Raw genomic sequence first — 17907 nt, 5'->3', positions numbered from 1 at the left:
CACCCACCCAACCATGCCAGAAAACCACAACGGCAACCGCAATTCCACGGGCCGGGGGCGGAACCCGCTCCGGGACCCGAGGGACCGGCGCCTGAACCGTATTGCCGGACCGTCGTCGCTGGTCCTGTTCGGGGTCACGGGAGACCTCGCCCGTAAAAAGCTCATGCCGGCCGTCTACGACCTGGCCAACCGCGGGCTGCTCCCGCCCAGTTTCGCGCTCGTCGGTTTTGCGCGGCGGAACTGGGAGAATGAGGACTTCGCCGCCGAGGTGAAGACGGCGGTGAAGGCTTACGCCCGCACCCCGTTTGATGAGACCGTGTGGACCCAACTGTCCGAGGGCATCCGTTTTGTGCAGGGCGAGTTCGACGACGACGAAGCGTTTAAGCGCCTCAGTGAAACCATCGACGAACTCGACGAACAGCGCGGAACCCGCGGCAACCACGCGTTCTACCTCTCCATCCCCCCGAACGCCTTCGAACTGGTGTGCCGGCAGCTGTCCAAACATGGCCTGGCGCAGGCCGCCGGAGACAAGTGGCGGCGCGTTGTGATCGAAAAGCCGTTCGGCCACAACCTGGAATCGGCACGCCAGCTCAACAACATCGTGGAATCCGTCTTCCCGCCCGATTCCGTTTTCCGGATCGACCACTATCTGGGCAAGGAGACGGTGCAGAACATTCTGGCACTGCGCTTCGCCAACCAGCTCTTCGAACCGCTCTGGAACGCCAACTACGTCGACCACGTCCAGATCACCATGGCCGAGGACATCGGCACCGGTGGCCGGGCGGGCTACTACGACGGTGTCGGCGCAGCCCGCGACGTCCTCCAGAACCACCTGCTGCAGCTCCTGGCGCTCACCGCAATGGAAGAGCCGATTTCATTCAACGCCGATGACCTGCGCGCGGAAAAAGAGAAGGTCCTTGCAGCGGTCCGGCTCCCCGCAGACCTGTCCACCCACTCGGCCCGAGGGCAATTCACCGGCGGCTGGCAGGGCGGCGAGCAAGTTGTTGGCTATCTGGAGGAAGAAGGCATCCCGGCGGACTCCAAAACGGAGACCTTCGCCGCGATCCGGGTCGACATCAACACCCGGCGCTGGGCGGGAGTGCCGTTCTACCTTCGCGCCGGCAAACGGCTGGGCCGCCGGGTGACCGAGATCGCTGTGGTGCTCAAGCGCGCACCGAACCTGCTCTTCACCGACCACGGTGAGGACGACTTCGGCCAGAACGCCGTGGTGATCCGGGTCCAACCCGACGAGGGCGCCACCATCCGGTTCGGCTCCAAGGTGCCGGGCACGCAGATGGAGGTCCGGGACGTCACGATGGACTTCGGCTACGGCCACTCCTTCACCGAGTCCAGCCCCGAGGCCTACGAACGGCTGATCCTTGACGTGCTGCTTGGTGAACCGCCGCTCTTTCCCCGCCACGCGGAAGTCGAGCTGTCCTGGAAGATCCTGGACCCGTTCGAGGAATACTGGGCGTCCCTGCCTGAACAACCGGAACCGTACGCCCCCGGAAGCTGGGGGCCGGCTTCCGCCGACCAGCTGCTTGCCCGCGACGGACGAACCTGGAGAAGGCCATGATCGTAGATCTTCCCGACACCACCACCTCGAAGATCTCCAAGAAGATCACGGCACTGCGTGAGCAGGGCGGCGTGATCGCCCTGGGACGGGTACTGACCCTGGTAGTCGTCACCAAGTCCGGGCTCGAGGAGGAGGCTATCGAAGCCGCCAATGAGGCCAGCCGCGAGCACCCCTGCCGGATCATCGTCCTTGCCGACGCCGGCGCCAAGGCTCCAACCCGGCTCGACGCGCAGATCCGGGTGGGCGGTGACGCCGGCGCATCCGAGGTTATTTTGCTCCGCGGGTACGGCGAACTCGCGGAGGAAAGCGAATCGCTCGTTGCGGCGCTGCTGCTGCCGGACGCGCCGATTGTAGCCTGGTGGCCGCACGGTGCCCCGAAGAATGCGTGCGAGACGTCCATCGGCCGGATCGCGCACCGGCGCATCACGGACTCGGGCAACGAGGCGGACCCGCAGCGGGCCCTCGAGAACGTCCGCCGCACCTATAAAGCCGGTGATACGGATCTCGCCTGGACGCGCCTGACCAACTGGCGAATCCAGCTGGCGGCGGTCCTGGACCAGGTGGACAGCTCACCGGTCACGGCCGTCGCCGTCGAAGGCGCCTCGGACTCCCCCAGTACTATCCTGCTCGCCGCATGGCTGACGCTGGCACTGGATGCCCCGGTGACAATTGTCGCTGACCCGGCCGGCACCGGAATCCGGCGTGTCCGGCTGACCCGGTCCAGCGGGGACGTGCAGCTGTTCCGGCCCGGGCAGACAGTGGCGGAACTGAGCCAGCCGGGCCAGCCGGTGCAGCGCATCTCCCTTCCGCGCCGCAGCCTGAAGGACTGCCTGGCCGAGGAGCTGCGTCGGCTCGATCCGGACGAAGTGTTTGGTGAAGTGATTACTATTGGACTGCCACGTACCAACTTAAGGAGTGTCCGTCCCAGTGAGCGCTGAGCCCAGAGTAAGCATCCATCCCGACTCGACCGTTCTGATGGCCGCCATCGCGGCCCGCCTGATCACCAAGCTCGTGGACATTCAGGACAAACACGGCGAAGCGACGGTGGTGCTGACCGGTGGCTCGATGGGCATCGGGTCGCTCAAGGCAGTCGCCGAGTCGCCTGCTGCGCCCGCCGTGGACTGGTCGAAGGTCAATTTCTGGTGGGGTGATGAGCGGTTCCTCGCAGCCGAGGACCCTGAACGCAACGCCCGACAGGCCCGCGATGCGTTGCTCTCCCATATCAACGCCGATCCGGAGCGAATCCACACCCCCGGTTCCACCGCGGACTTTGACACACCGGAAGAGGCTGCCGCGGACTATTCCCGCCGCCTGGCCGCGGCCGCGGCTGCGGAACACGCCGCGGACATGTCCGACGACCGGCCGGAGCGGCCCGGGGTCCTCCCCCGCTTCGACATCGTGCTCCTCGGCGTGGGTCCGGACGCGCACGTCGCCTCGCTGTTCCCCGAACAGGCCGGCGTCAGGGAGAAGCAACTGACGGTGGTGGGGGTCCGCAACTCCCCCAAGCCGCCGCCGATGCGGGTGTCGCTGACGCTGCCGGCCATTAACACGGCACTGGAAATTTGGATGGTCGTTGCCGGCGAGGACAAAGCCGGTGCGGTCGGACTGGCCCTTGCCGGAGCCAACCCGGTACAGGTGCCGGCGGCAGGTCCAAGGGGCCGGGACGAGACGCTGTGGCTGATCGACGAAAATGCGGCCTCGCACGTTCCGGAACAGTTGGTGCGCAAGGCCTAGGCCGCTCTCTTCCACCGCCTATCCTGCCAATCTATCCTGGCGGGAAGGATCGGCTGGCGCGCAGCCGCTCCAGCGCTCCGGCCAGGACGTCCTCGGCGTCTTGGCTGGAGCGCCGTTCTTTAACGTATTCGAGGTGGCTCTTGTAGCCTTCCGCCGGGACGTCATCGAGTGAGAATTGGGTTTCGTCCCGGGTTGCGGTTCCGCCGCAGTGCCGGCAGTCCCAGACACCGGGGATCTGCTCGTCGGGCAGCTGCGCGAAAACCAGTGCAGTCTCGTGGCCCTTGGCGCAACGGTAGGAGAACCGGGTGCGTGGTATCCGGGCGGCCGCGCTGGCTGGCGGCTCGTGGCGTGCTGGAGCCCCTTCTGTGGCACCTACCCGGGTTCCCCGGAACCCGGAGGCAGAATGAAGCATCGGGAGCTCCTGGCTACTCGAGGGACGGAATGCGCATGCAATCAGCCACAGTGTAGTTGGTGAGCTCCCGATGCCGGGAGGGCCAGAGGACCCGTTATTGAGTTTTCGGCCGTTGGGTCAGGAGTCGCCGGCACCGCTGAAACGCATCAGCAGACCCAGCCCGATGATCACAATGCCCCAGGTGATGCCAAGGATGACCGTAAAGCGGTTCAGGTTCCGTTCGGCGACGCCGGAGGAGCTGAGGCCGGAGGTCATGCCGCCGCCGAACATGTCGGACAGGCCGCCACCGCGACCCTTATGCAGCAGGATGAGCAAGGTCAGCAGCAGGCTGGTGATGCCCAGGAGGACCTGCAGAATGACATGAAGAACGTCCACGACGGCCTTTCAGAAGATTTGGATTGCGGGGGCCACGATGGTGTCCGGACTAATCCGTCAGCAGGTGACTCTCGAACCTGACAATATTAGCAAACTCGGCGGCATCCAGGCTGGCGCCGCCAACAAGCAAGCCGTCCACGTCGTGCTCTTTCATGATGGCGGCAGCGTTGTTGGCCTTAACCGAACCGCCGTAAAGCAGCCGGGTCTTGGCGGCGACGTCGGCACCAAAAAGGGTGGACAGTTCGCTGCGGATCGCGGCACACATTTCCTGCGCGTCGTCCGGACCGGCAACTTCGCCCGTTCCGATGGCCCAAACGGGCTCGTAGGCGACGACGAGTTCCGCGGCCTGCTCGGGGGTGAGGCCCTCGACGCCAGCCCGGAGCTGCGCGAGTGTGTGGTCAACGTGCGTTCCGGCCTGCCGGATTTCCAGGCCTTCGCCGACGCACAGCACGGGGGTAATGCCGTGCCGGAAGGCTGCCTTGGTCTTCGCGTTGAGGACCTCGTCAGCTTCGTGGTGGATGGTGCGGCGTTCGCTGTGCCCGACCAGGACGTAGCTGCAGCCAAGCTTGGCGAGGAACTGCCCGGAAATGTCGCCGGTGTACGCACCGGAGTCGGCCGGCGAGAGATCCTGGCCACCGTAGACAACCTTCAGCTCATCGCCCTGGACGAGCGTCTGGACACCGCGAAGGTCGGTAAACGGCGGGAAAACGGCAACCTCCGCCCGGCTGTAGTCGTGCTTGGCGTCCGAGAGGGTCCAGGCCAGCTTCTGCAGCAGGGTAATGCCCTGGACGTGGTCCATGTTCATCTTCCAGTTGCCAGCGATGAAGGGCGTCCGGTCGAATTTTCCGTTGCTTGACGTAGTCACGTGGTCTCCAAAAAGGTCGTAGCAGTGAAACAGCCGGCAGGGCGCCCGTCCTTGGAGAAGGGGCCCTGCCGGCTGGAGGATTTAGCGGTCCAGGACGCTCAGGCCGGGAAGTTCCTTGCCTTCAAGGTACTCCAGGCTGGCGCCGCCGCCGGTGGAAATGTGCCCAAACTGATCATCGGCGAAACCGAGGGTCCGGACCGCGGCGGCGGAGTCGCCGCCGCCGACGACTGTGAACGCCCCGGTTTCGGTTAGTGCCGCGGCGACGGCCCGTGTCCCGGCGGCGAACGCAGGGAACTCGAATACCCCCATGGGTCCGTTCCAGAACACCGTCCTGGCGCCCTGGATCCGTTCCGCGAACGCGGCAGACGATTCCGGACCGATGTCCAGGCCAATGCCCTGCGCGCCAAAGCTGCTGCCTTCCATCGCGTCCGCACGCACCGTCTCCTGCGCGGCGTCGGCGGCGAACTTATTTGCCACCACGACGTCGGTGGGAACCACAAATTCGGTCCCGGCGGCCGCTGCGCGCGCCAGATAGTCCTGCACGACCGGAATCTGGTCCTCTTCGAGCAAACTGCCGGCCACCTTGTGGCCCGCGGCGGCGAGGAAGGTGAACAACATGCCACCGCCGACCAGGATGGTGTCTGCCTTGCCGATGAGGTTGTTGATCACGGCCAGCTTGTCCGAGACCTTGGAACCGCCCAGCACAACGACGTAGGGCCGCTGCGTGTCGGTGGTGAGCTTGCGCAGCACCTCGACCTCGGTGCGGACCAAGTCGCCCTGGTAGGAGGGCAGGCGGGTCGCGACGTCGTACACACTGGCGTGCTTGCGGTGTACGGCGCCGAAGGCGTCGTCCACAAACGCGCCGTGGGATCCGGTGAGGGCCACCAGCTCATCGGCGAATGCGCCCCGTTCAACGTCGTCCTTTGACGTCTCCCGGGCGTCGAAACGAACGTTCTCCAGGACCAGGGCCTCGCCGTCCTGCAGCGCCGCCGCTCCGGCCGCAGCGGAACTGCCGACGGTGTCCCCTGCAAGGGCGACCTTGAAGGAGGCGAGTTCGGCAAGCCGCGCGACAGCTGGCTTGAGTGAGAACTTGTCCTCGGGGGCGCCCTTGGGGCGGCCGAGGTGGGCTGTAACCAGCACGCGGGCACCGGCATCCGTGAGCTTCGCCAGCACTGGGAGGGAGGCCTTGATGCGGCCGTCGTCAGTGACTGAAGAGCCGTCGAGCGGTACGTTCAGGTCACTTCTGACCAGAACGTACCGCCCGCGGACACCATCAGCGATCAGTTCGTTGAGGGTGTGGAATGTCATGAGTCTTACCCTAGCCCAGCTTGGCTGCGACGAGCTCCGTGAGGTCCACGAGGCGGTTGGAGTAGCCCCACTCGTTGTCGTACCAGGAAACAACCTTGACCTGGTTGCCGATCACTTTGGTGAGCCCGGAGTCGAAGATGGAGGATGCCGGGTCGCCGACGATGTCGGAGGAGACGATCGGCTCGTCGGTGTAGGTCAGCAGGCCCTTGAGTTCGGGAGTTTCGGACGCGGCCTTGAGCGCGGCGTTGACTTCCTCGACGGTCGTCTCTCGCGACACAATAACGGTCAGGTCGGTTGCGGAGCCGGTAGGGACCGGCACGCGGATGGCGTAGCCGTCGAGCTTGCCCTTGAGTTCGGGCAGGACCAGTCCGATTGCCTTGGCCGCGCCGGTGGAGGTGGGAACCATGTTGATGGCTGCGGCACGGGCACGGCGGAGGTCCTTGTGCGGGCCGTCCTGCAGGTTCTGGTCAGCGGTGTATGCGTGGATGGTGGTCATCAGGCCGCGCTCGATGCCAAAGGCGTCGTTGAGCACCTTGGCGAGCGGGCCGAGGCAGTTGGTGGTGCAGGAGGCGTTGGAAATGATGTGGTGAGCGGCCGGGTCGTAAAGCCCTTCGTTCACACCCATCACGATCGTGATGTCCTCGTCCGAGGCGGGGGCGGAAATCAGGACCTTCTTGGCGCCGGCATCGATGTGCTTCTGCGCATCGGCGGCCTTGGTGAAGAAACCGGTGGACTCGATCACAACGTCGACTCCGAGCTCGCCCCAGGGCAGCTTGGCGGGGTCGCGTTCGGCGAGGACCTTAACGGTCTTGCCGTCGACGACGATGTTGCCGTCCTTGACTTCGATGGTCTGGGCCAGACGGCCGCCGACGGAATCGTATTTGAAGAGGTGCGCCAGTGCTTCCGGGCTGGTGAGGTCGTTGACTGCAACGATCTCGAGGTCCGCCCCCTGGGCGAGTGCGGCGCGGAAGTAGTTGCGGCCAATACGGCCAAAGCCGTTAATACCAATACGGGTGGTCACGTTTTCAGTCTCCTTGGTGCTTTTACAAGCACGACTAGTTGAGAAGGCGCTCAAGCCAACTAACAGATCCCGCACGCCATTGGGCAGAGATGATTACCAGATCGGAGGGCGACCAGCCACATTGCTGAAGGCTAACCGCCTTCCGTGATCCATCTTACGTTTAGCTTGGCCCGCCCCCGCAAGTGCGGGGGCGGACCGTCCACAATTTGGGCCGAACGGGCCCAATTGTGAGCTTTGTTACAGCCGCATGACCTGCTACAGCGTGATCAGGCCGGTGGCGTTCTGGCGGGCGGCGTCAAAGCGCTTGGCGACGTCGGCCCAGTTCACGATGTTCCAGAAGGCCTTGACGTAGTCTGCTTTGACGTTGACGTAGTCCAGGTAGAAGGCGTGCTCCCACATGTCCAGCATCAGCAGCGGCGTGGTACCGACGGCGACGTTGCCCTGCTGATCGTAGAGCTGCTCGATCACGAGGTTTCCGCCGATCGGCTCGTAGGCCAGGAACGCCCAGCCGGAGCCCTGCAGGCCCATGGCCGCGGCGGTGAAGTGCGCCCGGAACGCGTCAAAGGAGCCGAAGGCGTCATCGATGGCGGCCGCCAGCTCGCCTTCGGGCTTGTCCCCGCCATCAGGGGAGAGGTTGTTCCAGAACACGGAGTGGTTGATGTGTCCGCCGGTGTGGAACGCAAGGTCCTTGGAGAGGCGGTTGATGTTGGCGAAGTCGCCCTTTTCGCGTGCTTCGGCCAGCTGGGCCAGGGCGTTGTTGGCGCCGGCCACGTAGGCGGCGTGGTGCTTGCTGTGGTGCAGCTCCATGATCCGCGCGGAGATGTGGGGCTCCAGCGCTGCGTAGTCATAGCTGAGGTCGGGCAGTACGTACTCGGTCACAAAATCCTCCAATGTCGTGGACTGGTTGTCCGTTTGGTAAGTCTCGGATTGTGCATCCGGATGTGTTTGCACCCGGAAGTTTCTGGATCGGGATCCAGTGGGCATAGCCTCCGGTCCGGCTGAGGTATTCCCGCTGCCCCATCTGAATTCTGCAGTTGTTTCTGAGGAGAGGCTACTCGTCAAGCATTTCCGGTGTCACATTCGCTTCCGTACCGGGGATGCCGAGGTCCTGCGCCCGTTTATCCGCCATGGCGAGCAGCCGGCGGATCCGTCCCGCGATTGCGTCCTTGGTCATCACCGGGTCCGCGAGCCGGCCCAGTTCGTCCAGGCTGGCCTGCTTGTGCGCGACCCGCAGCTCACCGGCGTACTTCAAGTGCTCCGGTACGTCGTCGCCGAGGATTTCCAGGGCCCGGTCCACGCGGGCGCCGGCAGCGACGGCGGCCTGCGCGGAACGGCGCAGGTTGGCGTCGTCGAAGTTGGCCAGCCGGTTCGCGGTGGCACGGACTTCCTTGCGCATCCGGCGCTCTTCCCAGACCATCAGCGCGTCGTGGGCGCCCATCCGGGTCAGCAGCGCGGCGATCGTGTCGCCGTCGCGGATAACCACTCGGTCCACTCCCCTGACTTCGCGGGCCTTGGCCTGGATGCCGAGCCGACGGGCGGCGCCGACGAGGGCCAGTGCGGACTCCGGGCCGGGGCAGGTGACCTCCATGGCAGAAGAGCGGCCGGGTTCGGTGAGGGATCCGTGGGCAAGGAAGGCGCCGCGCCAGACGGCCTCGGCGTCGGCCGCGGATCCATTCACCACGACCGAGGGCAGGCCGCGGACCGGGCGGCCGCGGGCGTCCAGGAGACCCGTCTGCCGGGCCAACGCTTCGCCGTCGCGGACCACACGCACCACGTAGCGGCTGCCGCGCCGCAGCCCGCCGCCGGACACAACGATGATCTCGCTCTGGTGTCCGTACACTTCGGCGATGGCTGCCCGGAGCCGGCGCGCAGTCGACGCGAGATCCACCTCGGCTTCGATCACAATCCGGCCCGAGATGATGTGCAGCCCGCCGGCGAAGCGGAGCATGGCGGACACTTCAGCCTTGCGGACCGAGGATTTCTTGATGTCCAGCCGGGACAGTTCTTCCTTGACTGATGCTGTCAGTGCCATGGCACCTTTCCTACCTGTTCCCGAAAATGTCGTGGTAAGCCGTTGCCAGCCGCAGGGGGTCGTGGATGGGCTGGCGGCGCGACGCCCCCACTTTACCCAACACCACCTCGGCGCCGAGCATCCCGGCGGCCTGTTCGAAGTCGGCGAGGTCAGCCACGGACGCCGGATCGGCCAGGACGACGTCGATCGTAAAGTCCGGCGCGTACTGCCGGAGCACCCGCAGGTGGTCGGCGGCGGACATCCCGAGGGTTTCCTTGGTGTCCGTGGCGAGGTTCATGGTCAGGCACCGGCGGGCTGCCGTGTTGCACAGCGCTTCACGCATTTCCGGCAGCAGCAGGTGCGGCAGCACGGAGGTGTACCAGGAGCCCGGGCCGAGGATGACCCAGTCGGCCAATTCGATCGCGGTGAGTGCCTCGATGCAGGCCGGGGCGTTCTCCGGCAACAGCCGGACGCTTTCCAGTGAGCCCGCGACGGCGCATTTGGCCTGCCCGGACACCGTGTGCAGCGCCGAGGTGCCGTCCGGGGCGGTGACACGGACCTGGCCCTCGATGGTCAGCGGGAGGCTGGACATCGGCAGGACCTCGCCGCGCGCGCCCAGCAGCGCACCGGCCCATTTGAGGCCCGCCACGGTGTCGCCCAGGAGTTCCCAGAGGGTCACAATCAGCAGGTTGCCCATGGCGTGCTCGTCGAGCGAGCCGCCACGGCCCTTGCCGGGTGCGAATCGGTGCTGCATCACATCCCGCCAGGTGCGGCCCCAGTCGGTGTCGTCACAGAGTGCCGAGAGTGCCATCCGCAGGTCCCCGGGGGGCAGCACGCCATACTCCTCGCGCAGCCGTCCGGAGGAGCCACCGTCATCAGCTACCGTCACGATGGCGGTCAGCTCAGAGGTCAGCAGGCGCAGCGCTGAGAGCGACGCGGCGAGGCCATGGCCGCCGCCGAGCGCGACGACGGAAGGGCCCTTATCCTGCTGGCTGCCGAACGCGGCACTGGCCGGCGGAACGAGGGGCAACGGCCCGGTGAGCAGCGCCATTATTCGCGGCCCAAGTCCCGGTGGGTGGTGGTCACGGTGACGCGCGGGTACTGCGCGAGCCGGCGGGACAGTTCGACGGCGACGGCGACGGAGCGGTGCTTGCCGCCGGTGCAGCCGACGGCAATGGTCGCGTAGTGCTTGTTCTCCCGGCGGTAGCCGTCCAGGACCGGCTCAAGAGCCAGCACGTAGCGTTCCACAAAATCGCTGACGCCTTGCGCCTTGAGCACATAGTCGCTGACGTCCTCGTCCAGCCCGGTGTGCGGGCGGAGGGCCGGCACCCAATGCGGGTTGGGAATAAAACGGGCATCTGCGACGAAGTTGGCGTCGACCGGAAGCCCGTACTTAAAACCGAAGCTCATCACGTTCAGGCGCAGGGCCACGGGTCCCGTTTCGCTGAAGAGTTCGGTGATCGCCGTCGCGAGCCCGTGCACGTTCAGCGCGGAGGTGTCCAGCACAATGTCGGCAGAGGTTCGCAGTTCGTGGAGCAGTTCGCGTTCCGCGGCGATGCCGTCAAGGATCCTGCCGCCGGCCTGGAGCGGGTGCGGACGCCGGCCCTGCTCGAAGCGGCGGACCAGGACGTCGTCGTTGGCATCGAGGAACAGGACCCGGAACCCGACGCCGCTGGCTTCCAGGTTCCGCAGGGCCGAACGGATGTCGGCGAACAGCTCCTTGCTCCGGACATCCATCACAACAGCAAGCTTGGAAATAGAACCCGGGGCGTGGGAGACAATTTCCGCGAGGGTGCCGAGCATCTGCGGGGGGAGGTTCTCCACGACGTACCAGCCGTGGTCCTCCAGGGCGTCCGCAGCAGTGCTCCGGCCGGCTCCGGACATGCCCGTCACGACAAGAAGTTCCGCCTCAACGGGCTTTACCGGTGTCATGCCGTCCGGCTCTGTACCGGATCCTGCCGTCGACTCTGCCATCAGTGAAGCCCCGTTCTGCTGTGCTGTTGTGCGCTGCCTCTTCAAGGGTGGCGGCCGCGCAGTGTTCCGTCGCGGCCCGCCTCATCCCAAGTCCTAACCCTAGCTAAGTTTGCCGGCGCTAGCTAAGTGTCCAGGATTTCACCGGTGGTCATGTTGACCGCGGGCACTGTGGCGTTCTCGACGTCGGCGGAGAAGTGCCGCACGATCGCCTCAGCCAGGGACGGACCGATCCCCTTGGCCCCGGTCAGTTCCTCGATGTTGGCCGCCTTGATGCTCTTCACCGAGCCGAACCGGGCGAGCAACGCCTTGCGTTTGGAGTCACCGAGGCCGGGCACACCGTCGAGCGCGGAGACGGTCATCGCCTTGCCGCGCTTTTGCCGGTGGAAGGAAATCGCGAAACGGTGCGCTTCGTCCCTGATGCGTTGCAGCAGATACAGCCCGGCGGAGGCCCGCGGCAGGATCACCGGGAAGTCACTGTCCGGCAACCAGACTTCCTCGAGCCTTTTGGCTAGGCCGACAACGTACACGTCGTCGATGCCCAGCTCGGCCAGGGCCCGGGCGGCCGCGTTGACCTGGGGCTTGCCGCCGTCGACGACGACCAGGTTGGGCGGGTAGGCAAATTTGGTTCGCGGCGCCGGAGTGGTGGTATCCGCCACCGTGGTCCCGGCCGCCGGGGCGACGGCGGCGTCTGCCACAGCGTTCAGCAGCGCCTGGTGTCCGGGTTGCCGGGCCGCGTCTGCCTGGACCGCTTTCTCCTGCAGATAGTTCCGGAAGCGCCGGGTGAGAACGTCATGCATGGCGGCAGTGTCGTCAGTTGCGGCGGCGCCGGTGACGGAGAACTTCCGGTACTCGGACTTCTTCGGCAGGCCGTCTTCCACCACCACCATGGAACCAACAACGTTGGTGCCCTGGACGTGCGAGATGTCGTAGCATTCGATCCGCAGCAGCGCGATCGGCAGATCCAACGCCTCCTGCAGTTCCTGCAGGGCCTGGGAACGCATGGTCAGGTCCCCCGCGCGCCGTGATTTGTGCAGTTTAAGGGCATGCTCGGCGTTCTCCCGGACGGTGGACAGCAGCGCGGCCTTGTCGCCGCGCTGCGGGACACGGACGTCCACCCGGGCCCCGCGCAGCCCGCTGAGCCACTGTGCCAGTTCGGCGGCGTTGCTGGGCTCCGTCGCGACGAGGACCTCCCGCGGCAGCCTGCCCTGCAGTCCTGCTTCCTCGCCGTAGACCTGCTGGAGCAAATGCTCCACCAGGTCCGGGGTGGTGGTGTCCTCGACCTTTTCCACCACCCAGCCGCGCTGACCGCGGATCCGGCCGCCCCGGACGTGGAAGACCTGCACGGCCGCTTCGAGCTCATCCTCGTGCAGGGCAAAAACGTCGGCGTCGGTATCCTCGGCCAGGACCACTGCGTTGCGTTCAAAGACCTTTTTCAGCGCAACGATGTCGTCCCGGATCCGGGCAGCCCGCTCGTAGTCCAGTTCCGCGACCGCCGCAGCCATGTCTTTCTCGAGCCGCGTCACGAAGGGTTTGGCTTCGCCGCCCATAAAGGAGCAGAAGTCCTCGGCCAGCGCGCGGTGGTCTTCGGCCGAGATGCGCCCGACACAGGGTGCCGCGCACTTGTCGATGTAGCCAAGCAGGCACGGCCTGCCGCTGGCTTCGGCCCGTTTCAGGACGCCGGGGCTGCAGCTGCGGACCGGGAAAACTCGCAGCAGGGTGTCCATGGTGTCCCGGATGGCGCCCGCGGTGTAGGGGCCGAAGTAGCGGGTCCCCTTGCGGCGCTCGCCACGCAGGACCTGCACCCGGGGGTATTTCTCCGCCATCGATACGGCGAGATACGGGTAGCTCTTGTCATCCCGGAACATGACATTGAACCGGGGTTTGAATTCCTTGATCCAGGTGTACTCCAGCTGGAGGGATTCAAGTTCGCTGCCGACGACTGTCCACTCGACACTGCTCGCGGTATGCACCATCGCATATGTCTTAGGCAGCAGGCCGGCCGGGTTGGCGAAGTAGGAGTTCAGCCGCGAGCGGAGGTTCTTGGCCTTGCCGACGTAGATGACCCGGCCGTGCGGGTCGCGGAAGCGGTAAACGCCCGGATTGGTCGGAATCTCACCTGTCTGGGGTCGGTAACCCGCTGGATCTGCCACGATTCCAGTCTACTGAGCCTGCAGCAGTGCCCTTGACGGCTGCGCTAGTCCACTGCCTTGCTCTGGTTGTAGCTGGTGGAACGTTCCTGGCCGCTGAGTTCGGCGATCGCGTCCATAATGCGGTCGGTGGCCTGCCGGCGGGCCGGCAGGGAGTGGTCCGGTCCGGTTTTGTCGAAATACATCGGTTCGCCGACCCTCATGGTGAAGTGCTGCGGCTTGACCGACTTGCTGTCCGCCGGCTGCAGGTGCTCGGTGCCGATCAGCCCCACCGGGAGCACCGGGGCGCCGGTGGTCAAGGCAAGCCACCCCACGCCGGTGCGGCCGCGGTAAAGAATTCCGTCGCGGGAGCGGGTGCCCTCCGGGTAAATACCGATGCCCTTGCCGGAGTCCAGGATTTCCAGCAGCGTTTTGAGCGCCTGGACGCTGGCTGCCTGCTCGCCCCGTTCCACCGGGATCGAGCCAACGGCTTCGAAGAAGGACTTCATGACCTTGCCTTTGACTCCGCCGGTGGTGAAGTACTCGGCTTTGGCAAAGAAGGCGACCGGGCGGGGCATCAGCGCCTGGACGATCACGCTGTCCAGGAACGAGAGGTGGTTGGGGGCCACGATGAAGGGACCGTGCTTGGGCACGTTCTCAAGTCCGATGACCGTCGGCCGGCAGGTCGAGGTCACCAGACCCCGGGTGGTCCAGCGGATTGCATCAAACATTGCCATCGGTGCACACCTCGTTTACAGCGTCGTTCGTCAGGTTCGGGTTCACGGCAACCGGGTCCAGCGGCTCCGGATTCACGGCGGTGTCCCGCCGGGTAATGCTCCCGTAGAGTTCGGCGCTGCTGTGCACAACCTCCACGGCGCCGGCAGTGTTCAGTTCCCCAGCCGGAGCGAATCCCCAGCCTACGCCGATACAGTCAAGGCCGTTGGCAGCGGCGCCGGCAACGTCCTGGGCACGGTCCCCCACCATCACGGCACCGCGGGTGTCCAGGCCACGGCCGGAGAAATCCGAGAGCGCCGCGGCAACGATCGATTTCTTCCCCGACTGGGTCCCGGCTGCCGCTGCCTCATCCGCGGCCGAGCCTCGGATGGTGAGGAACAGGCCGGCAATCCCGTGGTGCTCCAGCACTGTCCGGGCCAGGCCCTCGGGTTTCTGGGTGGCGACGGCGATGGGCCGGCCTGCGCCGGCAAAGGTTTCCAGCAGCGCGCGAATACCGGGATAGAGCCGGCTTTGGGCGATGCCGGTGGCCAGATAGTGCGCACGGTAGATGCGGATGGCGTCGTCCAGTTGACCGGCAGGCACCCCGGCGATTTCGGTGAGCGAATGGCTGAGTTTGGGGCCAATCATGGCATCCATTCGGGCTTTACCCGGAATGCGGAGTCCGAGCTCTGTAAGGGCCGCCGCGATTCCGTCCGATATTCCGTGCACCGGATCGACAAGAGTGCCGTCCAGGTCGAAAATCACGGGCACTGTTGTTTGGGTCACCGGCTTAGTTTCTCACGAGTCTCCCGATGCCAGAAACCCGTATGCCCCGAAAGGAATGTATCCGACGCGGCAAGGCCGGCGCTTCGGTGGAAGCACCGGCCCCGGCCGGCTTCAGGCCAGAATGTCGGCCAGGAAGGCCGCGGTATGGCTTTGGGTGGACTTTGCCACCTGTTCCGGTGTTCCGGAAGCTACAATTCGGCCACCGCCGGACCCTCCGTCCGGGCCCAGGTCGACGATCCAGTCAGCGCTTTTAATTACATCGAGGTTGTGCTCGATGGTGATGACGGTGTTGCCCTTGTCCACGAGGCCCTGCAGGACCAGCAGCAGTTTCCGGATGTCCTCGAAGTGCAGCCCTGTGGTGGGTTCGTCAAGGACGTAGATGCTGCGGCCGTTGGAGCGCTTCTGCAGTTCGGCTGCCAGCTTCACCCGCTGGGCCTCGCCGCCGGAGAGTGTCGTCGCGGGCTGCCCCAGCCGGACATAGCCGAGCCCGACGTCGACGAGGGTGCTCAGGTGGCGGGCAATCGGCGAGAACGCCGCGAAGAATTCGGCGCCTTCCTCGATGGGCATGTTCAGTACGTCGGCGATCGTTTTGCCCTTGTAGTGGACTTCCAGGGTTTCGCGGTTGTACCGGGCGCCGTGGCACACCTCGCAGGGTACGTAGACGTCCGGCAGGAAGTTCATTTCGATCTTCAGCGTGCCGTCACCGGAGCAAGCCTCGCAGCGGCCGCCCTTGACGTTGAAGGAGAACCGGCCCGGCAGGTAGCCGCGCACCTTGGCCTCAGTGGTGTCCGCGAAAAGCTTGCGGATATTGTCGAAAACGCCAGTGTAGGTGGCTGGGTTGGACCGCGGTGTGCGGCCGATGGGGCTCTGATCGACGTGGACCACCTTGTCGAGATGCTCGAGGCCCTGGATGGACTTATGCCGTCCGGCCACCTGTTTGGCGCCGTTGAGCTTGTTGGCCAGGACCTTGTACAGGATCTCGTTTACCAGGGTGGACTTGCCGGAGCCGCTGACGCCGGTCACCGCGGTGAACAGACCCAGCGGGAACGTAGCGTCAACGTTCAGGAGGTTGTGCTCCTTGGCGCCGACGACCTTAAGCTCACGCTTTTTGTCGTACTTTCGCCGCTTTTTCGGGACTTCGATCCGCTTCCGGCCGGAGAGGTAGTCACCGGTGAGTGACTCGGTGTTCTCGAGCAGCCCCTGATAGGAACCGGAGTGCACCACCATGCCGCCGTGCTCGCCGGCGCCGGGTCCGATATCGACCACCCAGTCGGCCTCCTGGATGGTGTCCTCGTCGTGTTCGACCACAATCAGGGTGTTGCCGAGGTCCCGCAGCCGGGTGAGTGTCTCGATCAGGCGCCGGTTATCCCGCTGGTGCAGGCCGATGGAAGGCTCGTCCAGGACGTAAAGGACACCCACCAGGCCGGAACCGATCTGGGTGGCCAGCCGGATCCGCTGGGCTTCGCCGCCGGAGAGAGTGCCGGACGCCCGCTCCAGGTTCAAATACTCCAGGCCGACGTCGAGCAGGAAGGTGAGCCGGGCCTGGATCTCCTTAAGGACCTGGTTGGCAATCTGGGCCTCCCGTCCGGTCAGCACCAGGTTGTCCAGGAAATAGGCGCAGTCGCGCATTGGCAACGCGGCGACCGCGGCAATGGACTTGCCGTTGATCAGCACCGAGAGCGAGGCCGGGTTCAGGCGTGCACCGTTGCAGACCGGGCACGGAATCTGCCGCATGTACTCCTCGTAACGGTCCCGGGCCTTGTCCGAGTCCGTTTCGAGGTGCTTGCGGTGGACGTACTGGATGACGCCTTCGAAGCCTGTGCTGTATTTGCGTTCCCGGCCGAAACGGTTGCGGTACTGCACCACCACTTTGTGGTCCTTGCCGTGCAGCACGGTCTGGCGGGTGTCCTCGGAGAGCTTGTCCCACGGGGTTTTCATGGAGAAACCCAGTTCCTTGGCGAGTCCGCCGAGCAGCCGGTTCCAGTACTCCGTGGTTGCCGTGCCGAGCGACCACGGAGCGATGGCACCCTCCGCCAGGGACAACTCCCCGTTCGGGATGATCAGTTCCTCATCGACCTCGAGCTTCGTGCCGATGCCGCTGCAGGCCGAGCACGCACCGAAAGGATTGTTAAAGGAAAAGGAGCGGGGTTCGATCTCATCGATCGCCAGGGGGTGCTCATTTGGGCAGGCGAGGTGTTCGGAGAACGCCCGGACCCGCTCCGGGTCGTCAGCTTCGAGGTCGACGAACTCGGCGAGGATCCTGCCCTCGGCAAGGCCCAAGGCAGTTTCCACCGAGTCCGTGAGGCGCTGGCTGATGCCGTCCTTGACCACAAGGCGATCCACCACCACCTCGATGGTGTGTTTGAACTGTTTGCCCAGCTTGGGCGGGTCGCTGAGTTGGATCAGCGTGTCATCGACCCGGGCACGCGAGTATCCCTTGGCGGTGAGCTCCTTGAACAATTCGACGAATTCGCCCTTGCGGCCCCGGACAACCGGTGCCAGGACCTGGAAGCGGGTGCCTTCCGGCAGCTCCAGGAGCTGGTCCACGATCTGCTGCGGGGTTTGCTTCGCGACGGGCTCCCCGCAGATGGGGCAGTGTGGGCGGCCAACGCGGGCCCACAGGAGCCGCATGTAGTCGTAGATTTCGGTGATGGTACCCACCGTGGAGCGCGGGTTTTTGCTGGTGGACTTCTGGTCGATGGACACCGCGGGCGAGAGGCCCTCGATGAAGTCGACGTCGGGCTTGTCCACCTGGCCGAGGAACTGCCTGGCGTAGGCGGAGAGGGATTCGACGTAGCGGCGTTGGCCTTCGGCAAAAATAGTGTCGAACGCCAGGGACGACTTGCCCGAGCCGGAGAGGCCGGTAAAAACGATCATGGAGTCGCGGGGCAGGTCCAGGTCCACGTTGCGCAGATTATGCTCGCGCGCGCCTTTGACCACCAGCCGCGACATGTCCGGACGCTTCACCGCGGGGCGCGCATCGTCTGCGCGGCCCGGTTTTGCGG

At 65.4% G+C, this 17907-nt stretch carries 16 protein-coding genes; 3 read left to right on the top strand and 13 right to left on the bottom strand.

Translation table 11 applies throughout. From position 1 onward, the window contains the following. Positions 1-13: 13 nt before the first annotated feature. Genes zwf through pgl form a run of 3 tightly spaced genes read left to right on the top strand, consistent with a single transcriptional unit; the run spans position 14 to position 3310 of the window. Positions 14-1576, top strand: coding sequence for a glucose-6-phosphate dehydrogenase (gene zwf / locus QI450_RS07925; protein WP_226774889.1), 1563 nt, complete (start codon positions 14-16; stop codon positions 1574-1576). Continuing rightward, entirely contained in the window at positions 1573-2514 is a 942-nt protein-coding gene (locus tag QI450_RS07920; protein ID WP_226774888.1) for a glucose-6-phosphate dehydrogenase assembly protein OpcA, read from the top strand. Before zwf ends, QI450_RS07920 begins: the two co-directional genes overlap by 4 nt. Beyond that, positions 2504-3310, top strand: coding sequence for a 6-phosphogluconolactonase (gene pgl / locus QI450_RS07915; protein WP_226774887.1), 807 nt, complete (start codon positions 2504-2506; stop codon positions 3308-3310). Before QI450_RS07920 ends, pgl begins: the two co-directional genes overlap by 11 nt. A 31-nt stretch (positions 3311-3341) precedes the next feature. Here the strand turns inward: pgl and QI450_RS07910 are convergent, their stop codons facing one another. From QI450_RS07910 to uvrA, 13 genes are all read right to left on the bottom strand, one after another. Next, positions 3342-3722: an RNA polymerase-binding protein RbpA gene (locus tag QI450_RS07910; protein ID WP_226774886.1), complete on the bottom strand. Its 381-nt coding sequence runs from the start codon at positions 3720-3722 to the stop codon at positions 3342-3344. 117 nt (positions 3723-3839) lie between these two features. Further along, complete coding sequence (secG, locus tag QI450_RS07905) at positions 3840-4097, bottom strand: preprotein translocase subunit SecG (RefSeq protein WP_226774885.1); 258 nt, start codon at positions 4095-4097, stop codon at positions 3840-3842. A 49-nt stretch (positions 4098-4146) separates the two neighbouring features. Beyond that, complete coding sequence (gene tpiA, locus QI450_RS07900) at positions 4147-4962, bottom strand: triose-phosphate isomerase (RefSeq protein WP_226774884.1); 816 nt, start codon at positions 4960-4962, stop codon at positions 4147-4149. Positions 4963-5043: 81 nt separating this feature from the next. Further along, entirely contained in the window at positions 5044-6270 is a 1227-nt protein-coding gene (locus QI450_RS07895; RefSeq protein WP_226774883.1) for a phosphoglycerate kinase, read from the bottom strand. A gap of 10 nt (positions 6271-6280) precedes the next feature. After that, positions 6281-7291, bottom strand: coding sequence for a type I glyceraldehyde-3-phosphate dehydrogenase (gene gap, locus QI450_RS07890; protein WP_226774882.1), 1011 nt, complete (start codon positions 7289-7291; stop codon positions 6281-6283). Between the two features lie 255 nt (positions 7292-7546). Continuing rightward, on the bottom strand, positions 7547-8170 hold the full coding sequence (locus QI450_RS07885; RefSeq protein ID WP_226774881.1) for a superoxide dismutase: 624 nt from the start codon (positions 8168-8170) through the stop codon (positions 7547-7549). Positions 8171-8342: 172 nt separating this feature from the next. Beyond that, the gene (gene whiA, locus QI450_RS07880) at positions 8343-9323 is read right to left on the bottom strand and encodes a DNA-binding protein WhiA (protein WP_226774880.1); all 981 of its coding nucleotides are present in this window, start codon (positions 9321-9323) and stop codon (positions 8343-8345) included. Between the two features lie 10 nt (positions 9324-9333). Further along, positions 9334-10353: a uridine diphosphate-N-acetylglucosamine-binding protein YvcK gene (gene yvcK, locus QI450_RS07875; protein WP_226774879.1), complete on the bottom strand. Its 1020-nt coding sequence runs from the start codon at positions 10351-10353 to the stop codon at positions 9334-9336. Then, entirely contained in the window at positions 10353-11276 is a 924-nt protein-coding gene (gene rapZ, locus QI450_RS07870) for an RNase adapter RapZ (protein WP_226774878.1), read from the bottom strand. Before rapZ ends, yvcK begins: the two co-directional genes overlap by 1 nt. A 122-nt stretch (positions 11277-11398) precedes the next feature. Then, positions 11399-13426, bottom strand: a complete 2028-nt coding sequence (gene uvrC, locus QI450_RS07865; protein ID WP_226774877.1) for an excinuclease ABC subunit UvrC — start codon at positions 13424-13426, stop codon at positions 11399-11401. A gap of 44 nt (positions 13427-13470) precedes the next feature. Further along, complete coding sequence (locus QI450_RS07860; protein ID WP_226774876.1) at positions 13471-14139, bottom strand: lysophospholipid acyltransferase family protein; 669 nt, start codon at positions 14137-14139, stop codon at positions 13471-13473. Continuing rightward, positions 14126-14902, bottom strand: a complete 777-nt coding sequence (locus tag QI450_RS07855) for an HAD hydrolase-like protein (RefSeq protein WP_226774875.1) — start codon at positions 14900-14902, stop codon at positions 14126-14128. The genes QI450_RS07860 and QI450_RS07855 overlap by 14 nt, the downstream gene beginning before the upstream one ends. Before the next feature lie 111 nt (positions 14903-15013). Beyond that, a complete protein-coding gene (gene uvrA / locus QI450_RS07850; RefSeq protein WP_226774920.1) occupies positions 15014-17854 on the bottom strand; it encodes an excinuclease ABC subunit UvrA in 2841 nt (946 codons plus the stop codon). Positions 17855-17907 lie beyond the last annotated feature (53 nt).

Origin of the sequence: Arthrobacter sp. EM1, from assembly GCF_029964055.1 — a bacterium.
GTDB lineage: Bacteria > Actinomycetota > Actinomycetes > Actinomycetales > Micrococcaceae > Arthrobacter.
This window is presented reverse-complemented; position numbering and strand designations above follow the sequence as displayed.